The sequence below is a fragment of the Microtetraspora sp. AC03309 genome (assembly GCF_020826795.1).
Lineage (GTDB): Bacteria > Actinomycetota > Actinomycetes > Streptosporangiales > Streptosporangiaceae > Microtetraspora > Microtetraspora glauca.
On record NZ_JADDIL010000025.1, the window covers coordinates 39,386 to 60,778 of the forward strand.

Sequence of the window (21,393 nt, forward strand, 5' to 3'; positions counted from 1 at the left end):
TGTAGTGATGTGCGTGTTCGGTCAGGCGTTCGTGGCAGGGACGTACCAGCGCTCGGGCTCGACACCCGGCAGGCGGCGTTCCTCGATCACCGTGAGCCGGCTGAGCCGTCCGTCCTCGAAGTGCTGCCACAACCGGGTGCGGTAGTCCTCGGTCGGCATCGACATCTCGACGATGCGCTCACCCGGCCGCGTGTTCCAGCCGAAGGTGAACAGGATGGCCTGGTCACCGGCGCGGCTGGTCGTCCCCCACATCTCCTCGTCGACGAACGTGACGTCGTCGCCGTCCACGATCGCGCGGTAGTGGCGCACCGCCGGTTCTGTGCCGTCCCGCAGGTAGACGACCTTCTCCGTCCAGTCGGTGCCCTCCATCCGGCCCTCCTGCCGGCTGGCGAAGCGCTCCAGAAGGGTGCCGTCGGCGCCGAGCACGGTGTACGTGCCCTCCCATACGCCCGACATGTCGGTCAGGATGTCGGCGATCGTCATCATTCCTCCGTCTCGCTGGTGGCGGCGTCGTAGTACCAGGGCCGGGGGCCGGCCGTTTCGCGGACGAGCAGGGCGCGCCTGCGCAGGAACCGCCGGACAGAGGGCGGTCCCATCCGCGACGCGCCGAGCCCGGACATCTTGAAGGAGTTCTTCTCGGCCTCGGGGACCATGCCGGTGAGGCAGACGTCGTTGACGCTTACCCCTCCCGCGTCGATCCGGTGCCCGATCGCCATCGCCTCCTCCGCCGTACCGGCGAAGACGGCGGCGCTGAGCCCGAACTCCGTGTCGTTCGCGAGCGCGACCGCCTCGTCCTCGCCGTCGAACGTCATGACCGGGATGATCGGCCCGAAGGTCTCCTCCCGCATCAGCCGCATGGAGTGGTCGACACCGGTGACCACCGTCGGCCGCAGATAGCAGCCGCCGTCGAGGACCTCGATCGAGCCGCCGGTCCGGATCGTGGCGCCCTTCGCGACGGCGTCGTCCAGGTGCTCCCGGATGGTCGTCACCTGGGCGCCGGTGATGATCGGGCCGATCTGCCCGTCGGCGGGTTCGGGGTGGGCCAGCCGTACCCGCTCGGCCTTGGCGACCAGCGTCTCCACGAACGCGTCGGCGACGCGGTGGTCCACGTACACGCGCTCGATCGACATGCAGGCGTGCCCGGAGTTGATGGTCGAGCCCCACAGGAGGGCGGACGCGGCGCTGTCGAGGTCGGCGGAGGCGGTGACGACCGCCGGGTCCTTCCCGCCGAGTTCCAGGAACGCCGGGATGAACCGCTCGGCCGCCGCGCGCGCGACCGCGCGCCCGGTGGGCACGCTGCCGGTGAAGCACACGGCGTCCGCCGCGTCGATCATCGCCGCGCCGGTGGTGCCGTCGCCCTCGACCACTGTGAAGACGTCGGCGAGGCCGGCGGCCTCCGCGACGCACTCGCGCAGCGTCGGGATGAAGCGCGGAGTCATCTCGCTCGGCTTCAGCATCACGGCCGATCCGGCGAGGAGGGCGGGAATCACGTCGATGAGCGCGAGCTGGAACGGGAAGTTCCACGGGGAGATCGCGGCGACGACCGGGTAGGCCACCAGGTCGCCCGTCGTCCGTACCGTCGGGTCCCCCGTGGGGGAGAGGTCCGCGGGCGCGAAGGTCTCCTCGGCGAAGCGGGACGCCCGGTCGATCCCGGCCAGGACGGCGTCCACCTCGAGCACCGAGACCTGCAGGCGGCCGGTGTCGGTCACCAGTACGCGGATGAGGTCGTCGCGCCGTCGCGCGACGGCGTCGCGGAACTCCCGCAGGACGGCGATCCTCCGCTGGACGGGCCACGCCGCCCAGGCGCGCTGGCCGACGCGCAGCCGGTCCGCCTCCGCCGCGATCCTGGCGGCGTCCATCGCGGTGATCTCGTAGTCCGTCTCGCCGGTGCGCGGGTTGCGGACGGGAATCTGCTTGGTCACGTGGGGGGCTCCTCAGATCAGGCCGTCGGCGGCCAGCCGGTCGATCACGGCACGCTGCGTCGTCGCGAAGTGCGCGCGCGTGGTCTCGCCCGCCCGCACTGTGTTCGGCGGATAGAACGAGGTGCCCGCGTAGCTCGGCGCGTACAGCTCGAACCGCTGACGGGGAAGGAGGTTCATCATCTCGGGGGCCCGGCGCGCGCGGCGCAGGGCGGCCAGGTCGATCTCGGCGTTGGCCGCCATCGACTCACCCTGGCCGGCCTTGGCCAGGACGGTGCCGCGGTAGTCGACGATCTGGCTGCCGCCGTCGGCCGACTCCGCCGGCAGGCCCATGCCGTACACGCCCGAGGTGTTGGCGGACACGACGTACGCCCCGTTCTCCGCGGCGCGCGCGAGCTTGGCCACGTTCTTCGGGGACAGCAGCGCGCTGCACACCTCGGAGGAGCCGTGCAGGAACACCTCCGCGCCGCGCATGGCGAGGCAGCGGGCGACCTCGGGGAAGAGGATCTCCTCGGAGGCGATGGCGGCGAGGTTGCCGATCTCGGTCCGCGCGACGGGGAAGAGCGCGTCGTCGCCGTAGATCGACAGGTAGCGGTCGAGGACGTCGTGCGGGGTCACGGCGAACATCGAGTTGAGCCGCCGGTATCGAAGGACGGTCTCGCCGCGCGGGTCGAGGACGACCGACGCCTGGAAGTAGAGGCCGGGGAAGTGCTCGTCCAGCTCGTACGCGTTGACGCAGACGAAGAGGCCGGTGTCCCGGCTGATGTCGGCCAGCCGCGCGTACTCCTCGCCGTCGGGGGCGAGGGCCGCCCGCTCGCACCACTCGGGGAGCGGCTCGCCGATCGGATGCCCGGTGAGGAGATACTCGGGGAGCACCACGAGCTTGAGTCCTCCGACGAACCGCTGGGTCGCCGAGATCTGGTCGTGCACCCGGTCGATCGCGGCCCGGATCAGGTCGCGGCTCGCCCCGGGGCTCTCGGCCCGGTTGACGGCATGGCACGCGCTCTGGAGCGCGACCGCCCGGAAGGCGGTCACCGGCTCACCCGCAAGATCTTGACTCACGCCCCACCTCTGTTCCGCATATCGAAACACTGTTTCTGGTTGGGACTATAGGGAGAGTGTCCCGCTTTGGGAAGTCTCGCGCACCTCATTGACACGAGACTTCCGGCGCCCCTAGCGTGAAACGGCGTTCCGTAGATCGGAACATCGCGAGGACGGAGGCGTGATCTTGTCGCTTGGAGCGGTCGTCGAGGCGGTCATCGTGTGCCGGGACGTCGAGGCGTCGGCCGGTTTTCACACCCGCGCCTTCGACCTCGACGTGATCGAGCGGGACGGCGCGGAGGTGCTTCTCGGCGTCAAGGGCGTCGAAACGGGCCGGATCCGGCTCGTGCCCGCGCCCGCGGGAGCGGAGACGGCCGAGACCGCCGAGGACCCCCGGGTCTGGGACATCGGCCCCCGGTTGCTCGGCATGTACTCGCGTGACCTCGACCGGTCCGTCCGGTCGATCGACGACGCGGGCGGCCGGTCCAGGGAGCCGGTGACCTACCCGTACGGCTCCGCCTCGCTGAGCGAGTGCGTGGCGCTCGGCAGCGACGGAGTGTGGTGGACGCTGCCGAAGGCGGGCGCCGGCCACCGGCCGAGCCCCGCGCTGGAGGGCGACCCGGACCGCCTGCACGGCGAGCTGCACACGGCCGTCATCGTGCCCGCCGACCACGAGGAGGCGCTGCGCTTCTTCACCGAGGGCGGCGGGCTGACCGTCGTGTTCGACGGGGAGATGAGCGGCGAGCCGTTCGAGCGGATGATCGGCATGCCGTCCGGCGCGAGCCTGCGGCTGTCCTTCCTGGTGTCCGCCGACCAGGCCCCCGCCCGTCTGGAGATCATGTCGTTCACCGGCGTCGACGCGGCCGACCTGTCGGACCGGCCGCTCGGGCTGCGCAGGGTCGTGTTCGCCGCCGAGGACCCGGTCTCCCTGATCACCGCGCTGGAGGCGTGCGGCGGTGACCGCGTCGGCGAGCACGTCGTACGCGGACCCGGGGGCATTGAGGTGGAGCTGCGGGCCACGCCCGGAGCGGCGTCGTGACGGTGGGCCAGACGGCGGAGCGGACGGTGGAGCACCTCGGGCGCTACGACGTCGTGGTGGTCGGCGCGGGCGCGGGCGGGTTGTGCGTCGCCATCGAGGCGGCCGAAGGAGGCGCCCGCGTCCTCGTGATCGACAAGCTGCCCGACGTGGGCGGCATGCTCCACATCGCCAACGGCGAGTTCAGCGGAGCGGGCAGCCGCCGCCAGGCCGCGCACGGCATCGAGGACACCCCCGAGAGCCACTTCGCCGACGTGATGCGGCTGTCCCACGGCAAGGCGGACGAGGACCTCGTCTGGCGCACGGTGCGCGCGCAGGGAGAAACGGTCGACTGGCTGGAGAGCCTCGGCTTCGACTTCGACCCCGCCACCCCCGGACTGGTGCACGGGCACGAGGTCTACTCGGTGCCCCGGACCTACTGGGGTGTGGACCTCGGCAGGTCGCTGCTGCGGTTGCTGCGCGCGCGGCTGGAGGAGGTCGTCCGTACGGGCGCGGTGCGCCTGCTGCTGGGCACCCGGGTCGGGAGCGCCGTCGTGTCGGACGGGCGGGTGGTCGGCGTGACCGGGACGCGCGCCGACGGCGCCGAGGTGGTCGCGCACGGCGACGCCGTCGTCCTGGCCACCGGCGGGTACGACGCCAACCCCGAGGTGCGCAACCGCTTCCTGCCGCCCGGCTGCGAGGACGCGCTGATCGCCTGCCTCGACCACGCGACCGGTGACGGCCTGACGCTGGCCGCCGGGCTCGGCGCCGACGTCAGCGGAGACGGGTACTTCATCCCGGTGATGGGGCTCATCCCCGACCCCGGCAGGCCCGGGTTCGCGGTGGACTACCGGGAGGCGTTCGTCGAGGTCGCCCCGGCCTACCGGACCCCGCACGAGATCTGGGTCAACCGCGACGGCGAGCGCTTCGTGGCGGAGGACACCACGAGCCCCGAACACCGGGAGCGGGCGCTGCTGCGCCAGCCGGGGATCGCGATGCACGTCATCTGGGACCGCGCCGTCGCCGAGACCGCCGAGCCGCTGATCAGGAACGGCACGGGCGACTGGACCCGCGAGCGCATGCTGGCCGAGTGCGACGGCGGCCGGTGGATCGTCGCCGCCGACACCCTTCAGGAACTCGCCGAGCGGCTCGGCGTGGACGCCGACGGCCTGGCCGAGACCGTACGGCGTTACAACGAGTCGGTCAGGGACGGGACCGACCCCGACCACGGGCGGGCGGTCATGCCCATGCCCATCGAGGCTCCTCCGTTCTACGGGCTGACCTCCGTCGCGGCCTCCCTGCTCAGCCGGGACGGCCTGCGGGTGAACGGCGACCTCGCGGTGCTCGACCGCGCGGGCACCCCGATCCCCGGCCTGTACGCGGTGGGCGAGGTGCTCGGCAACAACGTCTTCGCCGGAGACAACTACGTCGGCGGCATGAGCGTGACGCCCGCGATGACGCTCGGGCGCGGGCTCGGAGCGACCCTCGCGCGGGCCGGACGGGACGCGGGGTGAGGGAGATCCCATGAACGAGGAACCGCTGATGGAGAGCGTCACGTCGGCGGTGCTCGGCGTGACCGACTTCGGACCCCACATCGACCTCTTCTGCGGTGAGCTCGGATTCGAGGTCGCGAACGAGGGGATCGTCCGGGCGGCCGACGCGGCCCGGTTGTGGGGCGCCGGCGTCGGCGACGTCGAGACCCGGCTCCTCACCGCCGCGGGCGCCCGTACCGGCCGGATCCACCTGCTGAAGGTGGCCGACCCGGTGGCGCCGGCGGAGCATCCGCACACGCTGGACCTGGGCCTCGCCGGCCTCAATCTCTACACCCGGGACATCGAGGCGTCCCATGACCGCCTGGTGGCCGTGGGGCATCCCTGGACCACCGCTCCGTCGACGTACGAGGTGCCGCTGGGCGACACGGTCGTGTCGGTCACGGAGGGCTTCTGCTTCGGGCCGGACGGGGTCGACGTCGTCTTCGTACAGCCGGCCAACGCCCGTGGCACGGAGGCGTGGAGCGCCGATCCGCTACGGCCCTACACGGAACTGACGTCCGTCGTGTGCCACGTCCCCGACTTCGAGGCGGAGCTGCGCTTCTGGGGGCCGGAGGGGCTCGGCCTGTCCGCCAGGTACGACGTGACGTTCAGCTCTCCGGGGCTGGAGGCGATGGCGGAACTACCCGAGGGAACCGTGCTGCGGCTCGCCTTCGTCACGGGCGCGGGGGGCGGCACCACGCGCATCGAGATGATCCAAGTCGTGGACGACGTCCGCGGGGTGGACCGGCGCCCGGCGCAGCGGCCCGCACGTGGTCTCGGGCACACCGGCTGGTCCGTACGGACCCGGGACGTCGAGGCGGCCGTGGCGCGCGCCGAGGAGACCGGGGGCCGGGTGTCGTGCCGCCCGTTCGACGCCGTCACCCCGCTGCACGGGGCGGCGCGGCTCGCCGTCGTGGACACGCCGAACGGGATCTCCGTCGAGCTCTGGCAGCCGAGCTGACAGTCCGCCAACTGGCGGATTAAACATCAGACCAATTCTTGACGCAGAGGTGGCCGGTTTCTAGGCTCCTCGTAACGCTGTTCCGCATAACGGAATTCATCCATTCGGGGGCCAGGAAACAGGAGGTGGCACGTGCGCAGGTCCACGGTTAAATGGACGGTCGCCGCGGCCGTGAGCGCGTTGGTGCTCTCCGGCTGCGCGAGCAAGGAAGAGCGCGCGGGCGCGTCGGCCCAGGCGGGCGGCGCCGGGTGGAGCGCGGGAAGCGACACCATCAAGATCGGGCTCATCGCGCCGATGACCGGTCCCTACTCGGTCCTGGGAATCCTCCAGGAGAACTCGATCCGGGTGGAGATGGACCGGATCAACCAGGCGGGCGGTGTCGGAGGGGCCAAGCTGGAGCTGGTCATCCGGGACTCCGCGCTCGACCCCGGCAAGGCCGTGCAGGCGGCCAACGAACTGGTCGGAGACGGCCAGGTGCGTATGGTCGTCGGCCCGTCGCTGTCGGCGTTCTACAACGCCGCGAAGGCCATCTACGAGCAGAACCGCAAGATCAACTGCCAGCCGGGCGTCGGCACGGGCGACTTCAGCGTGCTGAAGTACGGATTCCGCTCCCAGGACCCGAACGACATCGGCGTCAAGAAGATGATGCACTACCTCCACGGGCAGGGTGTGAAGTCCATCGGGCTCGTCTACGAGGCCGACGACACCGGCAAGGCGATCGACGGCTACATCACCGCGTCCGCCAAGGAGTACGGGATCACCTATCTCGGCTACCAGCAGACCCGCCCCGACGACCAGTCGCACCGGCCGTACGTCGACAAGCTCAAGGACGCCGGAGCCATCCTGGTCTCCAGCAACGCCAGCGGCGCGAAGACGATGGCGGCCGCGGACGAGGCGGGCTACAAGGGCGTGATGGCCGGCACCTCGGGCCTGCAGAACGTCACCTTCCTCGACGCCGCCGGGGACCTCGCGATCGGCTCGGTCTTCTCGGCCGGTAACGTCCAGTTCAACATCAGGGACCATTCCACGTGGAAGCCGGGCTACAAGGCCCACGTGGAGACGATCGTGAGCAAGTACGGAGTGGTCGAGGGGCCGAAGTCCGGCGCGAAGATGCCGAAGGGTACCGCTATCGCGGCCGACTGCGTCACCGCGTTCGCGGCCGCGGCGGAGAACGCGAAGTCGATCGACCCGGACAAGCTCGCGGGAGCGATGACGGCGCTCGACATCCCCGACTCCGCGACCCCCTCCGGCAACGCGATCAAGCCGGCGGACCACGAGTTCTACCACGTCGACGACATTCACATCTACCGCTGGGACAAGGACGCCGAAGGCTGGTTCATCACGGACGTCACGCCGAAGTCCTGACCCGCCGGCGCCCCGGAGCCGGCCTTCCGCCATCTCATTCCCCCGAGAGGAACACCCGCATGACCGTCAACGCCGGACGTAAGATCACGGCGCTCCTCGGCGCCGCACTGCTGCTCACCGCCTGCGCGAGCAAGGAAGAACGAGCCGGAGTGGCCCAGGCGTCATCCGGCGACGGATGGAGCGCCGGCCGTCCCGTCGTGAAGGTCGGCCTGATCGGCCCGATGACGGGCGCGCTCGCCGTGGTGGGCATCGCTCAGGAGAACTCGGTGAAGGTCGAGATCGACCGGCTCAACGCGGCGGGCGGTGTCGGCGGCGCCAAGTACGAGCTGGTGGTCCGCGACACCGCCCTCGACCCGGCGAAGGCCGTCCAGGCCGCCAACGAGTTCGCCGGCGACGAGAGCGTCGGGCTGGTGATCGGGCCCGCGCTGTCGGCGTTCTACAACGCCGCCAAGGGCACCCTGGAGAGCAGCAAGAAGGTCAACTGCCAGCCGCTCGTCGCCACCGGCGACTTCAGCGGCCTCGCGTACGGCTTCCGCGCCCAGGACCCGGTCAGCCTCGACGTGGCCAAGATGGTGGCCCACCTCAAGGCCGAGGGGGTCACCTCGATCGGTGTCGTCTACGAGGGAGACGACGCGGGCAAGGGCACCGCGGACGAGGTGAAGAAGCAGGCCGAGGCGGCGGGCCTCACCTGGAAGGGCTTCGAGGCCACCCGGGCCGACGACCAGTCGCACCGGCCGTACATCGACAAGCTCAAGGACGCCGGGGCGATCTGGATCTCCAACTCCTCCGGCGGCGCCAAGACCATGGCCGCGGCGAGCGAGGCCGGCTACAAGGGCCTCATCGTCGGCGGTTCGGGCGCGCGCAACATCTCGTTCGTCGAGGCGGCCGGTGACGCCGCCGACGGCACCCTCTTCAGCGCGACCTACTACCCCTATCCGAGCCGCGACAGCCGGGACACCTGGAAGCCGGGCTTCCGGCAGCACATCGAGGAGACCGAGAAGCGGTTCGGCAAGAACGCCGGACCGAAGACCGGCGCCGAGTCGCCCAAGGCCGCCGAGATCGCGGCCGACTGCGTGCTCGCCTACACGCGAGCCGCCGAGAAGGCCAAGTCGCTCGATCCCGACGCCGTCGCCGCCGCGCTCGACACGATCGAGATCTCGGACCAGGAGACCCCGTCCGGCAACTCGATCTCGCCGGACAAGCACGAGTTCTTCGGCCTGGACGACATCCACATCTACCAGTGGAAGAAGGACGACAAGGGCTGGAGCACCGTCGAGATCACCCGCTGACCGGGGGCCGTACGTGGAACGGCACCTCGTCACGGTCGGCGACCGGCAGGTCCACTACGCGCGGGCGGGGCGCGGCCGGCCGGTCGTGCTCCTCCACGCCTCGCCCGGCACGTGGCGTCCGCTGCGCGCCCTCGCGGAGGAGCTCGCCCGCCGGTTCACGGTGTACGCGCTCGACACGCCGGGACACGGCGGGTCGGACCCGCTGCCGGTCGCGGAACCCGCCATGGCCGACTACGCGGACGCCCTGGACGAGACGCTGGCCGCGCTCGGGCTCGACCGGGTCCACCTGTACGGCACGCACACCGGCGCGAAGATCGCGCTCACGCTCGCCGTCACCCGGCCGGACCGGGTCGCCTCGCTCGTGCTGGACGGGCTGGGGGTGTCCACCCCCGAGGAGCGGGCCGACCAGCTCGCGAACTACCTGCCTCCCGTCGTGCCGCGCGGGGACGGCACCCACCTCGTCGCGGCGTGGCATCAGGTACGCAACATGTTCCTGTTCTGGCCCTGGTACGACGAACGGGCCGGGGCGCGGTTGCCGGGGACGGTGCCGCCGCCGCATCACCTGCACGACGTGACGGCCGGGCTGCTCGACGCCGGCGACGCCTACCCGCTCGCCTACCGTGCGGCGTTCACCTGTGATCCGGTGCCGCTGCTCGGGCGGCTCACCGTACCGTCGCTCGTCCTGGCCGCGTCCGATGACCCGCTGCACGCGCATCTGGACCGGATCCCCGAGCCGGCCGCCCGGATCCGGATCGAGGGCCGTGTCGCCGGGGACGGTTCGCCGCGCGCGTTGGCGGCGCGCGTGTGCGCCCACGCCGCGGAGCATCCGGACGGCGTGACCGACGCGCCCGCGCCGCCACCCGTACACGTCGCCGGGGCGCTGACCCGCCGCTACGTCCCGACCCGGCTGGGCCAGGTCCTGGTCAGGTGGACGGGGCGGGAGGGGACGGGCCGGCCGCTGCTTGTCCTTCCGCCCGCTCCCGCGTCGGGCCGGGCAGCCGAGGAGGTGCTCCGCCAGGTCGGGGGGGTCACGGACAGGAGGCTCAGGCCCGCCTTCGCGGTGGATCTCCCCGGGACCGGCGACTCGGATCTGCGCGCCGACGGTGGCAGCGACCTCGGCGTGGATCTCGCGGACGTGGCCGGCGCGGTCGAGGACGTGCTGGACGCCCTCGGCCTGGACTCGGCCGACCTGTACGGCACCGGCGCGGGCGGCACGATCGCCGCGGCCGTCGCCGCGCGTGACCGGGCCCGCGTGCACGCGCTCGCGCTGGCCGCGCCGTACGCCGGAGGGACACCGGGGGATCGGCTCGCGGCACGCACGCCGTCGTTGGCGCCCGACGACCACGGCACCCACCTGCTCCGGGCGTGGCACCTGCTCCGGGACGGCGCGCTGCGCGCGGGCGGCCGGGAGAGGTTCCCGGACCCGGGGCTCCTGCACGACAGGGTGCTCGACATCGTGAAGGCGTGGCCGACGTACGGCGCCGCCTTCCGGGCCGCCGTGCTCGGCGCCGCCACCCCGCGGACCGACGGCCCGCACACGCCGGTCGTCGTGGACCCGATCTGGGACCCGTTCGCGTCCGGTGCGGAGGCCGCGCCTCCGTCCCCGTACGGCGACGGCCGGGGCGGCGTGCTCAGAATGCTCGAAGCTCTGGACGAGGTGAGAACGTGAGCCGGTACCGCTACGGAGTCATCGACTACGTGGGCGACGACGTCGGCGTACGCGGACGCGAGGAGTGGACCCTCAGCGTCGCCGAGGACGGCACCCGCACGCTACGCGCGCACTGCCGCATGTGGGACACCGAGATCGAACGCGACGTGGTGCACACGGCATCGGCCGAATTCCGTCCGCTGCGGTCCTTCATCAGCCACCGGGTGGGCGGAGAGTTCCTCGGCGAGGGCTGGTTCGTGTTCGGGGCGGAGACGCTGGAGTCGGAGTTGCTGCTGGGCGGGACCCGGCGATCGCAGCGGGTCGCCCTGACGACGCCGCCGCCCTTCTTCGTCCCGCACGCCGTGTGCTGCGACGCCTGGATCGTCCCGTCCTACGACGTGGCCGCCGGAGGCTCGCAGCGGCTCAGCGGAGGCTTCCGGTCCTCGCCCCGGCCCAACGGCGCCACCGGCCCGTACGCGGAGGAGATGAGCGACATCACCGCGACCCTCCTCGGCGAGGAGACGATCACCGTGCCCGCGGGGACGTTCCTCACCTGGCACTTCCTGCTGACCAGCGACGGCGGCGCGAGGGAAGACCTGTGGACGAGCCGGGACGGGGACTGGCTCATGGTGCGGCTGCGCTCCGACCGGCTCTCCTCGACCTACGAGCTCACGGAGCTGCGGGAGGAAGCTGACCGAGGTCGAGGCGAGTGACCACGGCGGGACCTTCGAGCGCGACCAGGCTCCGCACCAGCTCCCCGACCACGGAGGCGGGCAGCCGGTCGGCGACGATCCGGCTCGACAGCTCGCTCTCCACCATGGCCGCGACCACGAGGTCGGTCACCTTCACCAGGTGGTCGGCGACCTCCTGGCGGAGCGTGTCGGACAGGCCGAGCAGCCCGAACTTCGACGCGGAGTACGCCGCCCCGGTGGGGTAGCCGCGCAGCCCGGCGCCGGAGTTCACGTTGACGATGTGACCGCGCTTGCCCGCGACGGGCTCCTGCCCGGCCATCAGCCGGGCCGCGGCGCGGGCGCAGTTGAAGGCTCCGGTGAGGTTCGCGTCCAGGGTCTCCCGCCACGCCTCGTCGGACAGGGTCAGGATCTCGCCCTTGCGGAACACCCCGGCGTTGTTGACCAGCACGTCGAGCCGGCCGTACTCCTCGGCGACGGCCGCGACCACGGCGTCCACCTGGTCGGACGCCCTGACGTCGAGCGGTACGGCGGACGCGGTGCCTCCGGCGGCGCGGATCGCACCGGCCACCTCGGCCACCCGGTCCGCGCGCCGCCCGGCGCAGACGACCGTGTACCCGGCCTTCGCCAGGGACGCGGCGACGGCCGCCCCGATGCCGCTCCCCGCGCCGGTCACCAGGGCGACGCCCGGACTCACGGGCACCGGGGTCACAGGCACTGGTAGAACTCCAGGACTTCGCCGTCCAGCCCGAAGAAGGTCTGGACGAGCGCCGGGCCGTACGGCGGCAGGTCCAGCTCGACCGGCGCGCACACCGGCTCGGCGCCCAGCCCCGTGACCAGGGCGGCGGTGGCCGCGAGGTCGTCGGTGGCGAGGGAGACGGAGAGGATCCCGATGTTCGGCGGGACGGCGCGGTCGTGCTGCCGCGAACCGGGGAAGCCGACGTACTGGGCGATCTCCACCCGGCCGTTCAGGGTGTCGCCGGGGACGTACATGTTGATGTTGTGCAGCGCGGTCCCCGGCGGCAGCCGGAAGAACGACTCCATACCCTCGATCAGCTTGTCGTACAGCTCCACGTAACCGAGCGCGCCGTAGAAGTCCGCGGACGCGCGGGCGTCGCCGACGTGGATGGCGACCGTCTGGAGCTCGCTCGGCCGCCCGTCGTACCCCGCGAGGGCCGACCCTTCGGCGGGTTCGAGCTGGAAGACGTCCAGCACGACGCCGTCGGGGTCGTACGACAACGAGTCCCACGCGGACAGATCCGGCATCACCGTCCAGTGGGTGGGCTCCGACTTGGCGCGGCCCCCGGCGGCGCGCAGCCGGCCGATCGCCGCGTGGATGTCGTTCACCCGGATGTTGAGCGCGTAGTGCCCGTAGTCCTGGGCCCGCGAGTAGTCGCCCCAGTAGGGCTCACCCGGTGCGTCGAACTCCACCAGGCGCAGCAGCCCGGTGGTGGCGCCCGCCGGCCCCAGGACGGCCACGCGCCCGGTGAGGCCGGCCGGCATCTGCCAGGCGAGTTCCGCGGCCGGGCCGCCGACCGTGGCCTCGGCCAGCCGGTCGTATCCGAACGTGTCCATATAGAACGAACACGAACGCTCCAGATCCGAGACGGCCACCGTGGTCACGCGCAGCTCGCTGATCATGGGCTTGCCTTTCTCCGTTCAGGACAGTGGAGTCGCGCCCTCGGGCCACCAGTCCCCGGCGCCGTACGGGTCGGCCAGCGGCTGGGAGCCGTGCTCGTGGACGATGCGCCACTCGTCGTTCTCGCGGCGGACCAGCCAGGTCATCCGCATGCGCAGCCGCCCGACCTTGCCGTCGCCCACGATGTCGTAGTCGACGACGCCGCAGACCTGGGCGAGGGTGTCGCTCTCGAAGGTGAACGGCCCCTCGACCCAGCGGAACGCGGTGATGCTGATCGGCGCCTCGAAGTAGGCCCGCCAGCCGGCCGCGATCCGGTCGCCGCCGCGGGTGGTCCAGCGCGGACCCTCGACGAAGACGTACGCGTCGGCCTCCGGGGAGAACGTCTCCAGCACGCCGTCCAGGCTCCGGTTCATTACTGCGGTGAGCATGGCCTCCGCCGTGCCGAGCGGTGTCCTCATCAGTAGCGCCTTTCCCCGAACTCAATAGATTCCACTATGTGGAACGATGTTTCGAGGAGACTAATTGTCTGAGGTATCAGGGGTCAAGGGTGCGGGCTCCGTGCGGGCTCCATGCGGGCTCATTCGGGGGCGACCCGGACGATCGCCTTGCCGACGTTGCGACCGGCCATGAGCCGGCAGAACGCCGCGGGCGCCGCGTCGAGGCCCTCGTGGAGGTCCTCCAGCAGGCGGAGCCGCCCGTCCGCGACGAGCGCGCCGACCCTGCGGGTGAACTGGGGCCGCAGGTCCTCGTGGTCGTAGACGACGAACCCGTGCACGACGGCCCGCGTCCGCATCAGCAGTCCGGCGGGCAGGACGGTCTGGCCGCCCACCTCGTTGGCGTGCTCCGGAAGCCCGCACAACACCACCCGGGCGCCGACGGCCAGCCGGTCGAGCACGCCGTCAAGGACCGCGCGCCCCGCCATGTGGAGGTATCCGTCCACGCCGTCCGGGCAGGCCGCGGCCAGGGCCTCCGTCCAGGACGGATCGTGGCGGTCCACGGCCGCCGCGTAGCCGAACCGCTCGACCGCGATCCGGCACTTCTCCGGGCCGCCGGCGATCGCGACCGTACGGGCTCCCGCGAGCGCGGCGAGTTGTCCGGCCACGCCGCCGACGCCGCCGGTCGCCGAGGACACCACGACGGTGTCGCCCACGGTGGGGCGCAGCAGCCGGGTGACCGTCGCGTACGCGGTCAGGCCGGGCGAGCCGAGAGCGCCGAGTATGGCGGTGCGCGGCACGCCGGGAGGCGTGGTCGCCGGGCGCAGCGACGCGGCGGGGACGGTGGCGTACTCCTGCCAGCCGGTCTCGGCCACGACCCACTCGCCCGTGTCCACGACCCGGGCGATGGCCCGTCCGGGTACGAGGTCGCCGGGAAGCACGGGCGGATGGCCGAGGTCCCTGCCGGTCAGCGTGCCCCTGACGTACGGGTCCAGAGAGAGGTCGACGGTGCGGACCAGCACCTCTCCCGGGCCCGGCGGCACGAGCCCGACCGTCTCCACGCGGAAGTCGGCCGGGGCGGGCACGCCTTCCGGGCGCCGGGCGAGGACGATCCTGCGCTGGGTGGCAGGGAGGGTCATGCGATCCGCTTCTCGTTGATCAGAGTGCGCTTCACGCAGACGCCGTTCTCCAGCCACTGCCAGACGCGGGTCCTGTTGTCGCCGTCGTCGCTGAGGACGATCATCTCGAACAGCCGCTGGTCCAACTCGTCGTCGGCGGCCTTGAACCGCCAGGTGAGGTACGCGGTGTTGTCGTCGAGGCACCAGGTCACGCCCTTGATGCGCTCGGTGTCGAAGTACAGGCGGCCGCCGCCGTCATAGGTGCCGGGGAAGGTGTACTCCTCAGTCCGGCCGTCCTCCCAGCGGTACCGGTTGACCTGCACGTACTGATCCGGGCGCTCCGGCGGGAACACGCAGCTCAGGTGAGACGCGTGCTGGTCGACGATCGTTCCCGAGCGGTCCACGTGGGTGTAGGTGCCCTCCCACTCACCCTCGTGCCTGGCGAGCAGCGGCATGCCTTCGCGAATGTTCACGCGTCACTCTTTCTCTCTGGTCACGCTTGCCGAGCCCAGGGTTACACGATGAAACGCCGTTCCGCTAGAGGGAACATGGGGCTGAGTTTCGCGCCCACAGTGGTTAGGCTGGGGGCGTGTCCACCGATCGTGTTTTGGCACCCGCGTACCAGGACCTGGCCGACCGACTGCGTGAGCAGATCCTCGCCGGGGAGCTCCAGCCGGGGGACCGGCTTCCCGTGGAGCCCGAGTTGTGCGCGATCTACGGCGTGAGCCGGAGCACCGTGCGCGAGGCGCTGCGGGTCCTTTCCAGTGAGCGCCTGCTCGTCACCCGACGAGGGGTGGCCGGGGGGAGCTTCGTCGTCCACCCCGAGCCCGAGCACATCAGCAGCTATCTGCGCTCCAGCCTCGCGCTGTTCACCGACTCGGGTTCGGTCGCCAACCTGCTGGAGGTGCGCGGCCTGCTGGAGGTGCCCGCGGCGGGGCTGGCGGCCGCGCGCCGGACCCCGGAGCAGCTCGACGCCCTGCGGCGCACGCTGTTCGATCCGGGGCGGCTTTCCGGCGAGCACACCTACGCGGCGAACCGGCAGTTCCACAAGGTGCTGCTGGAGGCGGCGGGCAACCCGCTGCTCGACGCGGTGGCCGCGCCCGTGTTCGGCGTGCTGGAGGGCCGGTTCGCCAGGAACGAGGCGGACGACGGCTTCTGGGACCGGGTCGACAAGGACCACCGGGAGATCTACGCGTGCGTCGAGGCCGGGGACTCCCGCGGAGCGGAGCGGGCCCAGAGCGAGCACTTGGAGCATCTGCGCGCCACGTACTCCCGCATCGACCGCGAGCGGCGGGGCGAACCCGGAGAACCCACATCGCAAAACTGAAACGCTGTTAACGTCAGCGGAACAAGCCCTTGACCCTCAAACATCAGACCTTTAGGCTCTGCCGCGTAAGGACAGGTCTGGGTAAGGGGCGTCAATGGGTGTCAAGCCAGGGTGGCAAGGTCGGTTCTTCGAGGACTTCGAGATCGGCGACGTCTATCAGCATCCGCTCGGCAGAACGGTGTCCGAGGCGGACAACACCTGGTTCACGTTGCTGACGATGAACACCAACCAGATGCACTTCAACTCCGAGTACGCGGCGCGTTCGGAGTTCGGCCGGCCGCTCGTCGTCTCCACCTTCACGGTGGCGATCGCGGTCGGCCAGAGCGTCACCGACCTCACCCAGAACGCGTTCGCCAACCTCGGCTGGGGCGACATCCGGATGACCCATCCGGTGTTCGCGGGCGACACGCTCTGGAGCGAGTCGATCGTGCTGGAGAAGCGCGAGTCGGCCAGCCGCCCGCACGCCGGCATCGTCACCGTGCGCACCCGCACCATCAACCAGGACGGCAAGGAGGTCTGCTCGTTCAAGCGGACCTTCTACGTCTACCGGCGCGGCGCCGAGCAGATCGAGGGCGTGTTCCCGACGGCCGAGCAGCCGCTCACGCTGGAGGACTGATGCGCATCACGTACGGACCCTGGGGCGAGACGCTGGAGGAGCTCGCGGACGCGGCGCGCGCGGCCGAGCGGGCCGGCGCCGAGATCGTGTGGGTTCCCGAGATGCACCGCAGCGCGATCGGCTCGGCCGCGGCGCTGGCCCAGGCCACCCGCACCGCCGGCATCGGCACGGCCATCGCGCTCGCCTTCACGCGCAGCCCCATGGTGACCGCGCTCGAGGCGCTCGACATCGACGAGCTGTGCGGCGGCAGGTTCGTCCTCGGCCTGGGCACGGGCGTGCAGCGGCTCAACGAGGACTGGCACAACGTCCCGTGGGGCAAGCCGGTCGGACGGCTCCGCGAGACCGTCCGCGACATCCGGCACTTCTGGGCCAACTGCACCACCGGCGAGCCGATGCTCCTGGACGGCGAGCACGCCCCGATGCGGATCCGCGGCTACCGCCGCCCGTTTCCGGTCACGCGCACCGACATCCCGATCTACCTCGCGGCGGTCGGCCCCGCCATGACCAGGCTCGCCGCCGAGATCGGTGACGGCTGGATCTCGCACGAGCTGTGCTCCCCGGCGTACCTCGCCGAGCGCATCCTCCCGGAGGTGGAGGCGGGGCTCGCCAAGGCGCCGGGCAAGGAGCGCGGCGACCTCGACCTCGTGGTCTCCGCCTGCTGCTCCGTGGACGCGGACGCGTCCGTCGCGCGCCGCCGGGTGGCGGGGCTCGTCGGCTTCTACGCCAGCGTGCGCAGCTACGCCGACTTCTTCGCCTTCCACGGACTCGCGGAGGAGCAGGCCGCCGTGGTCGAGACCTTCAGGTCGGGACGCGGCGCCGACCACCTCGCCGACGTCGTACCGGACCGGATGGCCGACGCGGTCACGCTCTCCGGCAGCCCGGACGACGTGCGGGCCCGGCTCGCCGCGTACGAGGGACTCGCCGACACCGTCAAGCTCACCCCGCCCACGCACGGCCTCCCCGGGGCCGAGACCAGGGCGGCGCAGAAGTCGATCATCCAGCTCATCGCCGACATCACAGGAGGGCGCGCGTGAGACCGCTCGAAGACGTCAGGATCATCGCCGTCGAGCAGTACGGCGCCGGCCCGTTCGGCAGCGTGCACCTCGCCGACCTCGGCGCCGAGATCATCAAGATCGAGGACCCGCGCGTCGGCGGTGACGTGGGGCGCTACGTGCCTCCGTACACCGAGGGCGAGGACTCGCTCTTCTTCGAGGCGTTCAACCGCAACAAGCGGAGCCTGTCCCTCGACCTCGGCACCGAGGAGGGGCGGGCGGTCTTCGAGGACCTCGTACGCGTCAGCGACGCCGTCTACAGCAACCTGCGCGGCGACGTGCCGGCCAAGATGCGCATCACCTACGACGACCTGAAGCACCTCAACCCCGCGATCGTCTGCTGCTCGCTCACCGGGTTCGGCATGAGCGGCCCCCGGCGGCGCGAGCCCGGATACGACTACATCCTGCAGGGACTCGCCGGATGGATGGACATCACCGGCGAGCCCGAGGGGCCCCCGACGAAGTCGGGACTGTCGATGGTCGACTACTCCGGAGGCTTCGTCGCGGCGATCTCGCTGCTCGCCGGGCTGCACGCGGCGCGCAGGGACGGCGTGGGCATGGACTGCGACGTCAGCCTGTACGACACCGCCATCGGGCTGCTGACCTACCCCGCCGCCTGGCATCTCAACGAGGGCTTCGTCCCGGTCCGCACGCGGCACTCCGCCCACCCGTCGCTGGTGCCGTTCCAGGCGTTCGAGGCGCGGGACGGCTGGCTCGTCGTCGGGTGCGCCAAGGAGAAGTTCTGGCAGCGGCTCACCGAGGTCATCGGGCACCCCGAGTGGGCGGCCGACCCCAGGTTCGCCACGTTCGCCGACCGCAGGAACAACCAGGACGTCCTGCTGCCCCTGCTTGAAGAGATCTTCAGGCAGCGCACCGTCGCCGAATGGCTGCCGCCGCTCTACGCCGCGTCGATCCCGTGCGGCCCGATCAACGACGTCGCGGCGGCGCTGACCGAGGAGCACACCCTGGCCAGGGACCTGGTCGTGGAGACCGAGCACCCGGTCTGGGGCACCGTCCGCCAGGTGGCCTCCCCGGTCCGCGTCGGCGACGAGCGCCCGGCCTACCGGCGGGCGCCGCGCCGCAACGAGGACTTCGGCCACGTCACGCGCGGCCTGCTCGGGTACGACGACGAGAAGGTGGCGGCGCTGACCGAGGCGGGTGCGTTCGGGGCGTCCGCGTGACCGCCGCACGCGACCTCGCCGAGTGGGTGACGCGCCTGCGCCCGGACGACGTGCCCGGGGACGTGCGCGACGCGGCGTGCCGGCACCTGCTCGACGGATTCGGCACCGCGCTCGCCGCCGGCCGTACCGGAGCGGCGGCCCCCGCGCTCGCGGTCGCCCGAGGGCTCGGCGGCGCCCCCGAGTCGGCGTTGCTCGGCACGGGAGAGCGAGGGTCCGCCGTCGCGGCGGCCCTCGCCACCGGCACGCTCGTCCACGCGCTCGACTTCGACGACACCCACGCCGGAGGGCTCGTACACGCCACCGCCGTGGTGCTGCCCGCTGCCCTCGCCGTCGGCGAGCAGGTCGGCGCGTCCGGCGCCGAGGTCCTGGCCGCCGCCGTGGCGGGCTACGAGACGGTGTGCCGCGTCGCGGCCGCCGCGCCGCACGCCTTCCACGCGCGCGGCCTGCACGCGACCATGACGTGCGGCGTGTTGTCCGCGGCGGTCGTCGCGGCCCGGCTGCTGGGGCTCGGCCCCGAGACGACCGTCGACGCGCTGGGCATCGCGGGCAGCCAGGCGGGCGGCCTGCTGGAGTTCCTGTCCACGGGCGCGTCCACCAAGCAGCTCCACCCCGGATTCGCCTCGGCCTCGGGCATCCTCGCCGCGCGGCTCGCGGCGGCCGGCGCCAGCGGGCCGGACAGCGTGCTCGAAGGGCCGCACGGCCTGTACGCGGCGCTCGCCGGTCGGACCGTGGACGCCGCGAGCGTCACGAGCGGGCTGGGGGAGACGTGGGAGACCACCCGCGTCGGCATCAAGCCGTACCCCGCCTGCCAGCTCATGCACGCGACCCTCGACGCCGTCGCCGAGGCGATGCGCGCCGCGGGCATCCGGCGGATCGAGGCCGCCGAGGCGGCCGGGCTGGTCGAGGTGATCGCCGACGTGCACCCGGACAGCGCGTCCATCGTGTGCGAGCCCGCGGACCGCAAGGTGGCTCCGCGCACGCCGTACGACGCCAAGTTCTCGTTGCCGTGGAGCGTGGCGGCGCTGCTCCTCGACGGTGAGGTCACACTCGGCACGTACGCGCCCGCCTCCCTGGAGCGGCCCGAGGCGGCCGCCCTGGCCACCCGCGTGCGCACGGTCGTCACCCCGGGTGAAGGAGTGGCCGCCGACGCGCACGGACGCGTGCTCCTGCGGTTCGCGGACGGGCGCGAGATCGAGGGCCGGGTGCCTCGCAGCGTCGGCGGTCCCGACCGCCCGCTCGGCGACGCCGCGCTGCACGCGAAGTTCACCGCCAACGCCGGAGGCCCGTCCGATGAGGCGGGCGAGCTGGCCCGCAGGGTGCGCGGCCTCGCCGCCGAGCCCGACCTGTCCACCATCGTCGCACTCGCCGACCGGCTCGCCCGGCCGGTGCCGGAGGAACAGAAATGACGCTGAACGCGATCCGTCCGAGCCACTTCCCGTGGTTCCGCTACGACGGTTACTCCTTCTCCCTTGGCCTGACGCACGGCGAGGGCGCCTGGCTGTCCGGTCACTCCGCGAGCGAGTACGACCCCGAGTCCGGGCGTATCGTCGTGCGCGGCGGCATGACCGAGCAGGCCAGGACCGCCTACGCGAAGATCGGCGCGATCCTCGACGCCGCGGGGCTGTCCTTCGCCGACGTCACCCGCGTCACCGAGAACGTCACGGTCGCCGGCCTGGACGCCTACGAGGAGGCCGCCGCCGTACGCGCCGAGATCTTCGGCGAGCACAACCCGGCCGTCACCACCGTGATCGTCGAGCGCCTGCTGCGCCCGGCCGCCTTCATCGAGGTCGAGGTGCACGCGAGCAGGGGCGGACCCGCGGCGCTGCCGGGCGGCGTGGCCGAGGCGCCGGACGGGGCGGTCTTCCTGCCCACCGTCCTGCCCGTCGACGAGCGCGGCGACGTGGTCCACGAAGGCGACTTCGTCGGCCAGTACGCCTACTGCCTGGACAAGGCCGACCGGCTGCTGCGCGGGGCAGGGCTGTCGCTGGACGCCGCCGTCACGACGTACGACTACTCGACGCCGGCCACCCGCGACGTCTACCGCCGCACGCACAGCGTCCGCAAGGAACGGCTCGGCGGCGCGGGGGTCTTCCCGGGCGCCGGCGGCATCCTCATGAGCCGGCTGCACCGCCCCGGCGTGCTCGTCGCGCTCGACGTCACCGCGTCGCGGCACCCGCTGGAGGCGGTCAACCCCGGGTGGGCCCGCTACGACACCCTCACCTACACCCCCGGCGTCAAGGCCGGCGACATGCTGTGGATGAGCGGCTTCGCGTCGCTGGACATGGAGACCCAGCAGGTCCTGCACCCGGGCGACGTGGTGGCCCAGGCCGAGGTCACGTACGACGCGATCCTCCAGGTCCTGGACGCCGCGGGGACCGGGCCCGAGCACCTGCTCTCGACGATCGAGTTCGTCTGCCCCGAGGGCCTGGCCGACTACCGCGGCGTCGCCGACGTGCGCAAGCAGCGGCTGCGCGACCCGTGGCCCGCGTCCACCGGCGCGATCTGCGCGGGGCTGCTCCGGCCGGAGTTCCTGATCGAGGTCTTCCCGGCGGCGGTGCTGCCGTGAG

21 protein-coding genes are annotated in these 21,393 nt (G+C 72.0%); 13 read left to right on the forward strand and 8 right to left on the reverse strand.

All coding sequences use genetic code 11. The annotated features are described in order from the left end of the window. Window positions 1-21: 21 nt before the first annotated feature. The 3 genes from IMZ11_RS16940 to IMZ11_RS16950 are packed head-to-tail and all read right to left on the reverse strand — an operon-like array spanning window position 22 to window position 2,981. Window positions 22-483: a DUF3598 family protein gene (locus IMZ11_RS16940; RefSeq protein WP_228642477.1), complete on the reverse strand. Its 462-nt coding sequence runs from the start codon at window positions 481-483 to the stop codon at window positions 22-24. Continuing rightward, on the reverse strand, window positions 483-1,922 hold the full coding sequence (locus IMZ11_RS16945) for an aldehyde dehydrogenase family protein (RefSeq protein WP_228642479.1): 1,440 nt from the start codon (window positions 1,920-1,922) through the stop codon (window positions 483-485). Before IMZ11_RS16945 ends, IMZ11_RS16940 begins: the two co-directional genes overlap by 1 nt. A gap of 12 nt (window positions 1,923-1,934) precedes the next feature. Then, window positions 1,935-2,981: a nitrilase-related carbon-nitrogen hydrolase gene (locus tag IMZ11_RS16950; protein ID WP_228642481.1), complete on the reverse strand. Its 1,047-nt coding sequence runs from the start codon at window positions 2,979-2,981 to the stop codon at window positions 1,935-1,937. 160 nt (window positions 2,982-3,141) lie between these two features. Here IMZ11_RS16950 and IMZ11_RS16955 point away from each other — a divergent pair, with 160 nt between their 5' ends. The 7 genes from IMZ11_RS16955 to IMZ11_RS16985 all read left to right on the forward strand — a co-directional run bounded on the left by IMZ11_RS16955 (window position 3,142) and on the right by IMZ11_RS16985 (window position 11,483). Beyond that, window positions 3,142-3,999, forward strand: a complete 858-nt coding sequence (locus IMZ11_RS16955) for a hypothetical protein (RefSeq protein WP_228642483.1) — start codon at window positions 3,142-3,144, stop codon at window positions 3,997-3,999. Next, entirely contained in the window at window positions 3,996-5,489 is a 1,494-nt protein-coding gene (locus IMZ11_RS16960) for an FAD-dependent oxidoreductase (protein ID WP_228642485.1), read from the forward strand. Before IMZ11_RS16955 ends, IMZ11_RS16960 begins: the two co-directional genes overlap by 4 nt. Before the next feature lie 10 nt (window positions 5,490-5,499). Next, the gene (locus IMZ11_RS16965; protein ID WP_228642487.1) at window positions 5,500-6,468 is read left to right on the forward strand and encodes a VOC family protein; all 969 of its coding nucleotides are present in this window, start codon (window positions 5,500-5,502) and stop codon (window positions 6,466-6,468) included. Between the two features lie 132 nt (window positions 6,469-6,600). Continuing rightward, window positions 6,601-7,833, forward strand: coding sequence for an ABC transporter substrate-binding protein (locus IMZ11_RS16970; protein WP_228642489.1), 1,233 nt, complete (start codon window positions 6,601-6,603; stop codon window positions 7,831-7,833). A 59-nt stretch (window positions 7,834-7,892) separates the two neighbouring features. Further along, the gene (locus tag IMZ11_RS16975) at window positions 7,893-9,122 is read left to right on the forward strand and encodes an ABC transporter substrate-binding protein (RefSeq protein WP_228642491.1); all 1,230 of its coding nucleotides are present in this window, start codon (window positions 7,893-7,895) and stop codon (window positions 9,120-9,122) included. 13 nt (window positions 9,123-9,135) lie between these two features. Then, a complete protein-coding gene (locus IMZ11_RS16980) occupies window positions 9,136-10,791 on the forward strand; it encodes an alpha/beta fold hydrolase (protein WP_228642493.1) in 1,656 nt (551 codons plus the stop codon). Beyond that, window positions 10,788-11,483, forward strand: a complete 696-nt coding sequence (locus IMZ11_RS16985; RefSeq protein WP_228642495.1) for a DUF3108 domain-containing protein — start codon at window positions 10,788-10,790, stop codon at window positions 11,481-11,483. Before IMZ11_RS16980 ends, IMZ11_RS16985 begins: the two co-directional genes overlap by 4 nt. Here the strand turns inward: IMZ11_RS16985 and IMZ11_RS16990 are convergent. From IMZ11_RS16990 to IMZ11_RS17010, 5 genes are all read right to left on the reverse strand, one after another. After that, window positions 11,440-12,177, reverse strand: a complete 738-nt coding sequence (locus IMZ11_RS16990) for an SDR family oxidoreductase (RefSeq protein WP_228642497.1) — start codon at window positions 12,175-12,177, stop codon at window positions 11,440-11,442. The genes IMZ11_RS16985 and IMZ11_RS16990 overlap by 44 nt on opposite strands. Next, a complete protein-coding gene (locus tag IMZ11_RS16995; RefSeq protein WP_228642499.1) occupies window positions 12,168-13,100 on the reverse strand; it encodes a VOC family protein in 933 nt (310 codons plus the stop codon). Before IMZ11_RS16995 ends, IMZ11_RS16990 begins: the two co-directional genes overlap by 10 nt. Window positions 13,101-13,118: 18 nt before the next feature. Beyond that, window positions 13,119-13,556: a nuclear transport factor 2 family protein gene (locus IMZ11_RS17000; protein ID WP_061259178.1), complete on the reverse strand. Its 438-nt coding sequence runs from the start codon at window positions 13,554-13,556 to the stop codon at window positions 13,119-13,121. A 119-nt stretch (window positions 13,557-13,675) separates the two neighbouring features. Continuing rightward, window positions 13,676-14,671 (reverse strand): NADP-dependent oxidoreductase, encoded by a 996-nt coding sequence (locus IMZ11_RS17005; RefSeq protein WP_228642501.1) that lies wholly within the window; start codon window positions 14,669-14,671, stop codon window positions 13,676-13,678. Next, a complete protein-coding gene (locus IMZ11_RS17010) occupies window positions 14,668-15,123 on the reverse strand; it encodes a DUF3598 family protein (RefSeq protein ID WP_228642503.1) in 456 nt (151 codons plus the stop codon). The genes IMZ11_RS17005 and IMZ11_RS17010 overlap by 4 nt, the downstream gene beginning before the upstream one ends. Before the next feature lie 116 nt (window positions 15,124-15,239). Between IMZ11_RS17010 and IMZ11_RS17015 the strand changes: the two genes are divergently transcribed. The 6 genes from IMZ11_RS17015 to IMZ11_RS17040 all read left to right on the forward strand — a co-directional run bounded on the left by IMZ11_RS17015 (window position 15,240) and on the right by IMZ11_RS17040 (window position 21,392). Further along, window positions 15,240-15,977 carry a FadR/GntR family transcriptional regulator gene (locus IMZ11_RS17015; protein ID WP_228642506.1) on the forward strand — a complete coding sequence of 246 codons (738 nt, stop codon included), beginning with the start codon at window positions 15,240-15,242 and terminating at the stop codon, window positions 15,975-15,977. Window positions 15,978-16,071: 94 nt separating this feature from the next. Beyond that, on the forward strand, window positions 16,072-16,593 hold the full coding sequence (locus IMZ11_RS17020; protein ID WP_061259182.1) for a MaoC family dehydratase: 522 nt from the start codon (window positions 16,072-16,074) through the stop codon (window positions 16,591-16,593). Continuing rightward, entirely contained in the window at window positions 16,593-17,627 is a 1,035-nt protein-coding gene (locus IMZ11_RS17025) for an LLM class flavin-dependent oxidoreductase (RefSeq protein WP_228642507.1), read from the forward strand. The genes IMZ11_RS17020 and IMZ11_RS17025 overlap by 1 nt, the downstream gene beginning before the upstream one ends. Further along, window positions 17,624-18,826, forward strand: coding sequence for a CaiB/BaiF CoA-transferase family protein (locus IMZ11_RS17030; protein WP_228642509.1), 1,203 nt, complete (start codon window positions 17,624-17,626; stop codon window positions 18,824-18,826). The genes IMZ11_RS17025 and IMZ11_RS17030 overlap by 4 nt, the downstream gene beginning before the upstream one ends. Next, entirely contained in the window at window positions 18,823-20,232 is a 1,410-nt protein-coding gene (locus IMZ11_RS17035) for an MmgE/PrpD family protein (RefSeq protein WP_228642511.1), read from the forward strand. Before IMZ11_RS17030 ends, IMZ11_RS17035 begins: the two co-directional genes overlap by 4 nt. Then, on the forward strand, window positions 20,229-21,392 hold the full coding sequence (locus IMZ11_RS17040; protein WP_228642513.1) for a RidA family protein: 1,164 nt from the start codon (window positions 20,229-20,231) through the stop codon (window positions 21,390-21,392). Before IMZ11_RS17035 ends, IMZ11_RS17040 begins: the two co-directional genes overlap by 4 nt. Window position 21,393: the final 1 nt, after the last annotated feature.